General features: G+C 70.4%; 6 protein-coding genes. All 6 read right to left on the bottom strand.

Going from position 1 to position 6,045, the window contains the following annotated elements:
• A partial coding sequence (locus R6V09_RS43515; protein WP_317887011.1) for a helix-turn-helix transcriptional regulator occupies positions 1–285 on the bottom strand: 285 nt, incomplete at its 3' end.
• A 68-nt stretch (positions 286–353) separates the two neighbouring features.
• Positions 354–3,056, bottom strand: coding sequence for a pyruvate dehydrogenase (acetyl-transferring), homodimeric type (aceE, locus tag R6V09_RS43520; RefSeq protein WP_317887012.1), 2,703 nt, complete (start codon positions 3,054–3,056; stop codon positions 354–356).
• 276 nt (positions 3,057–3,332) lie between these two features.
• On the bottom strand, positions 3,333–3,857 hold the full coding sequence (locus R6V09_RS43525) for a signal peptidase II (RefSeq protein ID WP_317887013.1): 525 nt from the start codon (positions 3,855–3,857) through the stop codon (positions 3,333–3,335).
• Between the two features lie 69 nt (positions 3,858–3,926).
• The gene (locus tag R6V09_RS43530; RefSeq protein ID WP_317887014.1) at positions 3,927–4,550 is read right to left on the bottom strand and encodes a GntR family transcriptional regulator; all 624 of its coding nucleotides are present in this window, start codon (positions 4,548–4,550) and stop codon (positions 3,927–3,929) included.
• A 96-nt stretch (positions 4,551–4,646) separates the two neighbouring features.
• Positions 4,647–5,000 (bottom strand): hypothetical protein, encoded by a 354-nt coding sequence (locus tag R6V09_RS43535; protein WP_317887015.1) that lies wholly within the window; start codon positions 4,998–5,000, stop codon positions 4,647–4,649.
• Between the two features lie 95 nt (positions 5,001–5,095).
• The coding region (gene sucB, locus R6V09_RS43540) for a 2-oxoglutarate dehydrogenase, E2 component, dihydrolipoamide succinyltransferase (RefSeq protein WP_317887016.1) at positions 5,096–6,045 on the bottom strand (950 nt) is incomplete at its 5' end.

Raw genomic sequence — 6,045 nt, forward strand, 5'->3', positions numbered from 1 at the left:
CTCCAGCCCCATCTCGCGCAACGCCCCCGGCACCCCGCTCAGGAACGGTGCCTCCGCCTCGCCCCGCGCCAGCCCGGTCAGCCGCGTCCGGTACCCGCCGACCAGCCGGTACCCTCCGGCCCGCCCCCGCTCCGCGTACACCGGCACACCCGCCTCGGACAGCGCCTGCGCGTCCCGCGTCACCGTCCGTTCGGACACCTCCAGCTCCCGCGCCAGCTCGGCGGCGGTCATCGAGGGCCGGGACTGGAGCAGCAGCACCATCTTGATCAGGCGGGCAGCGCGCATACGGCCATCATGCAACGAACACGACGAAGCCCCCCGCCGCAGCGGGGGGCTCGTTGTAAAGCTGCTGCCTACAGTCCGTAGCGCTCCCGCGCCTCCTTGACCGCCGTCGCCTTGACCTCGCCGCGCCGGGCGAGCTGGGCCAGCGCCGCCACGACGATCGACTCCGCGTCGATGCCGAAGTACCGGCGGGCCGCGTCACGGGTGTCGGAGAGACCGAAGCCGTCCGCGCCCAGCGACGAGTAGTCCTGCTCGACCCACTGCGCGATCTGGTCGGGCACCTGGCGCATGTAGTCGGAGACCGCGAGCACCGGGCCCTCGGCCCCGTGCAGCGCCTGCCGGACGTACGGCACCCGCTCCTCGCCGCGCAGCAGCGCCGCGTCCGCCTCCAGCGCGTCGCGCCGCAGCTCGGTCCAGGAGGTCGCCGACCACACGTCCGCCGCCACCCCCCAGTCCTCGGCGAGCAGCTGCTGCGCCTTCAGCGCCCAGTGGATCGCCGTACCGGAACCGAGCAGTTGGATCCGCGCCGCGTTGGCGGCCGGCGAAAGTCCCGCCGATTCCGCCGTGTTGAAGCGGTACAGGCCCTTGACGATGCCCTCGTCGATACCGAGTCCGGCCGGCTTGGCGGGCTGCGGGATCGGCTCGTTGTAGACGGTGAGGTAGTAGAAGACGTTCGAGTCCTCGCCCGGGGCCGCCTCGCCGTACATCCGCCGGATGCCGTCACGCACGATCGCCGCGACCTCGTACGCGAACGCCGGGTCGTACGACAGTGCCGCCGGGTTCGTCGCCGCGATCACCGGCGAGTGCCCGTCCGCGTGCTGCAGACCCTCGCCCGTCAGCGTCGTACGGCCTGCCGTCGCACCGACCAGGAAGCCGCGGCCGAGCTGGTCGCCGAGCTGCCACATCTGGTCGGCCGTGCGCTGCCAGCCGAACATCGAGTAGAAGATGTAGAAGGGGATCATCGCTTCGCCGTGCGTCGCGTACGACGTCGACGCGGCGATGAAGTCCGCCATGGAGCCCGCCTCGGTGATCCCCTCGTTGAGGATCTGGCCGTTCTTGGCTTCCTTGTAGTACATGAGCTGGTCGCGGTCGACCGGCTCGTACGTCTGGCCCTTGGGGGAGTAGATCCCGAGGGAGGGGAACAGGCTCTCCATACCGAAGGTGCGCGCCTCGTCGGGGACGATCGGCACCCAGCGCTTGCCGGTCTCCTTGTCGCGGACCAGGTCCTTGATGAGACGCACGAAGGCCATCGTCGTGGCCACGTTCTGCGTGCCCGAGCCCTTGTCGAAGGACGCGAACGCCTTCTCGGCGGGGGCGGGCAGCGCGGCGAGCGGGTGCGTACGACGGGCCGGGGCCGGGCCGCCGAGGGCCGCACGGCGCTCCTGGAGGTAACGGACCTCGGGGGAGTCGGCGCCGGGGTGGCCGTAGGGCACGACCCCGTCGATGAAGTCGCTGTCCTTGATGGGGAGTTCGAGCAGGTCACGCATCTGCTTGAACTCGTCCGTCGACAGCTTCTTCATCTGGTGGTTGGCGTTCTTCGACGCGAAGCCCTCGCCCAGCGTGTGGCCCTTGACCGTCTGCGCCAGGATGACCGTCGGGCCGCCCTTGTGCTCCACGGCCGCCTTGTACGCGGCGTACACCTTGCGCGACTCGTGACCACCGCGCGAGAGGTGGAAACACTCCAGGATCTTGTCGTCGCTTAGCAGCTTCGCCAGCTCGACGAGCGCCGGGTCCTTGCCGAAGAAGTCCTCGCGGATGTAGGCGGCGCCCCGCGTCTGGTACGTCTGCACCTGGGCGTCCGGTACCTCGCGCAGCCGTCGTACCAGCGCGCCCGTGGTGTCGAGCTGGAACAGCTCGTCCCAGGCGTTGCCCCACAGCGACTTGACGACGTTCCAGCCGGCGCCCCGGAACTGGGCCTCCAGCTCCTGCACGATCTTGAAGTTCGCGCGGACCGGGCCGTCGAGGCGCTGGAGGTTGCAGTTGATGACGAAGGTCAGGTTGTCCAGACCCTCGCGGGAGGCCAGTGCGAGGGCCGCCGTCGACTCGGGTTCGTCCATCTCGCCGTCGCCGAGGAACGCCCAGACGTGCGACTCGGAGACGTCCTTGATGCCGCGCGCGGTCAGATAGCGGTTGAAGCGTGCCTGGTAGATCGCCGACAGCGGGCCGAGGCCCATCGACACCGTCGGGAACTCCCAGAGCCAGGGCAGACGCCGCGGGTGCGGGTACGACGGGAGGCCGTTGCCGCCCGCCTCCTGGCGGAAGTTGTCGAGGTGCGCCTCGCTGAGGCGCCCGTCGAGGAAGGCGCGGGCGTAGATGCCGGGGGAGGCGTGGCCCTGGATGTACAGCTGGTCGCCGGAGCCGTCCGCCTCCTTGCCCTTGAAGAAGTGGTTGAAGCCGGTCTCGTACAGCCAGGCCGCGGACGCGAAGGTCGCGATGTGGCCGCCGACGCCGTGTTTGGCGCCGCGGGTCACCATCGCCGCCGCGTTCCAGCGGTTCCACGCGGTGATCCGGCGCTCCAGCGCCTCGTCGCCGGGCGCGGACGGCTCGGCGGCGGTCGGGATGGTGTTGACGTAGTCCGTCTCAAGCAGCTTGGGCAGCGCGATGCCGTTGCCCTCCGCGCGCTCCAGCGTGCGGCGCATCAGATACGCGGCGCGGTGCGGGCCCGCAGCCTTCGTGACGGCGTCCAGGGAGGCCTGCCATTCGGCGGTCTCCTCGGGGTCGCGGTCCGGGAGCTGGTCGAGCTCGCTCGGCTGGATGGCGTAGGGGTCGGTCATAACGCCGCCTTCCTCAGTCGAAGGGGGGTTCCCTCGTCGGCAAGGGGTTTTCGGGGGTGCCCTTGGTCTTTGGCAGGACAGGGCGGCGGGCTCTTGTAGGAGCCCGTCGGTGACTGTAACTCCCTGATCGATGATCGATCAAAGGTTCCCGGGCAAAATATCTTGATTACGAGAAAGTCGGCACGGCGTGCCTTTTGTGGTGGCACCGGGTGACGCGATCGGAAGGGGTTTGCGCAGGTGGGGCGGGGTTTTGAGCGGGGGTGCGCTCTTGTGTTCCTACGGCGTCTCGGAAAGGGCTGCCGGGCCGGCGGACCCCAACTCCCGCCCACGGAAGGCCAGCAGGACCGCCAGGACGCTGCCACAGGTGATCGCCCAGTCGGCGAGATTCATCACGCTGAAGTCGCGGACCGAGATGAAGTCGACCACCGCGCCCTGCATACCGCCCGGTGACCGGAAGACCCGGTCCGTCAGGTTGCCGAGCGCCCCGCCGAGCAGCAGCCCCAGCGAGACCGCCCACGGCGTGCTGGTCAGCCTGCGCGAGACCCGGACGACGGCCACGGCGACCGCCACCGCGATCAGCGTGAACACGAACGTCGTCGCATGACCGATGCCGAGCGCCGCACCAGGGTTGCGCTGCACCCGCAGCTCCATCCAGCTACCGAGCACCGGGACGGCAGCGCGGCCCTCCAGCCGGGCGACCACGGCCACCTTGCTCCCCAGGTCGACGGCGTACGCGAGGCCCGCCACCCACCACAGCAACCACACCCGCCGCCGTACCGCAGGAGTATCGCCTGCCGTCACGCTCGGTCCCCTCACGCTCTTCGCGGAGCGGCGCGTCCAATAGCGCTGGAACGACCCCGCCCCGGGCTGTCACGGCCGCGGCGCACACCCCAGCACATGGGCCTTCACGATATCGGCGATGCGCGGATCGCGGCGCCGGAACGCGGCCACCAGCTCCTCGTGCTCCTCCGCGTACGACTGCTGCACAGTCCCCAGCCAGCGGATCGACAGCGCCGTGAACACCTCGATGCCCAGGCCCTCCCAGGTGTGCAACAACACCGAGTTCCCGGCCGCCCGGACCAGCTCCCGGTGGAAGCCGACCGTGTGCCGCACCTGGCCGGTCCCGTCCGCGTCGCGGTCCGCTTCGTACAGCGCGGCGACATGCGGTTCGAGCGCCGAGCAGTCCTCGGCCAGCCTCTCGGCCGCCAGCTCCGCCGCGATCGCCTCCAGGCCGGCCCGCACCGGGTAGCTTTCCTCCAGGTCGGCCGCGGTCAGATTCCGTACGCGTACGCCCTTGTTCGGCGCCGACTCGATCAGCCGCAGCGACTCCAGCTCGCGCAGCGCCTCCCGCACCGGCGTCTGGCTGACCTCCAGCTCGGTCGCGATCCGACGCTCCACGATCCGCTCGCCCGGCTTCCAGCGCCCGCTGACGATCCCCTCCACGATGTGCTCGCGGATCTGTTCGCGCAGCGAGTGGACGACGGGCGCGGTCATGAGAGCTCCTTAAGGGCGTTTGACGATTAGACAATAAGGCCGCGCGCCCGCTCGGGAGGGGCGCACGGGGGCGCTTTCATGCAGGTGAGACGAGACTTACACGGTGGTGGGGCAGTCGGCGCGGTCGGTCCTCGGCACGTCGGGGGATGCGGTGAGCAGCTGAGTCGGGGAGCGCGGGGTCGGACTGGTGGCCGTGGCGGTGTCGGCCATGAGGGCGACCGGGTCTCGGCCGACGTCCATCGCGGTGGACGGTCCGTCGGCCGCCGCGCGGTGGCGGAACTCGGCCGGGGCTGCGGCCCCGGCGACGCCCGCGTCTTCGTGAGACCGGACGGCGCCCAGGAGTTCGGCCGTGTCGGCAGGCGCTTCCACGTCCTCGGTACGGACGAGCGGGAGCACGGCGCCGTCACCGTGCTGCACACACAGCTCGGCGGCGACATCGGCGCCCGGCACTCGACGGGATCGTACGCCGGGAAACGCGCGGTGCCCCCGCCCGGAGAGTTCCGGAACGGGGGCACCGTACGAACAACAGGCCAGGTGGCCGCTGACTACAGGCCGAGCTCGACCTCGAACTCGCCCGCCTCAAGGATCGCCTTGACGGCCGTCAGGTAACGGGCCGCGTCGGCGCCGTCGACCAGGCGGTGGTCGTAGGAGAGGGTCAGGTACGTCATGTCGCGGACGCCGATGACCGTGCCCTCCTCCGTCTCGATGACGGCCGGGCGCTTGACCGTGGCGCCGATGCCGAGGATCGCGACCTGGTTCGGGGGCACGATGATCGTGTCGAAGAGCGCGCCGCGCGAACCGGTGTTGGAGATGGTGAAGGTCGCGCCGGACAGCTCGTCCGGGGTGATCTTGTTCGCCCGGACCTTGCCCGCGAGCTCGGCGGTGGCCTTGGCGATACCGGCGATGTTCAGGTCGCCCGCGTGCTTGATGACCGGGGTCATCAGGCCCTTCTCGGAGTCCACCGCGATACCGACGCTCTCGGTGTCGAAGTAGGTGATCGTGCCCTCTTCGACGTTGATCCGGGCGTTGATGGCCGGGTGGGCCTTCAGCGCCTGGGCCGCCGCCTTGACGTAGAACGGCATCGGGGACAGCTTGACGCCCTCGCGCGCGGCGAAGGAGTCCTTGGCCTGGGCGCGCAGTCGCATCAGCCGCGTGACGTCGACCTCGACGACCGAGGACAGCTGCGCCTGCTCGTGCAGCGCCTTGACCATGTTGTCGCCGATGACCTTGCGGATGCGGGGCATCTTGACGGTCTGGCCGCGGAGCGGGGAGGCCTCCAGGACGGGGGCCTTCTTGGCAGAGGCAGTGGCGGCCGGTGCGGCAGCCACGGCCGGAGCCGGAGCAGCAGCGGCGGACTTCGCGGCCTCGGCGGCGGCGGTGACGTCCTGCTTGCGGATACGGCCGCCGACGCCGGTGCCCTTGACGGTGGACAGGTCGACGCCGTTCTCGGCGGCGAGCTTGCGCACCAGCGGGGTGACGTAGGCGCCGTCGTCCG

The sequence above is a fragment of the Streptomyces sp. W16 genome (assembly GCF_033194735.1).
GTDB lineage: Bacteria > Actinomycetota > Actinomycetes > Streptomycetales > Streptomycetaceae > Streptomyces.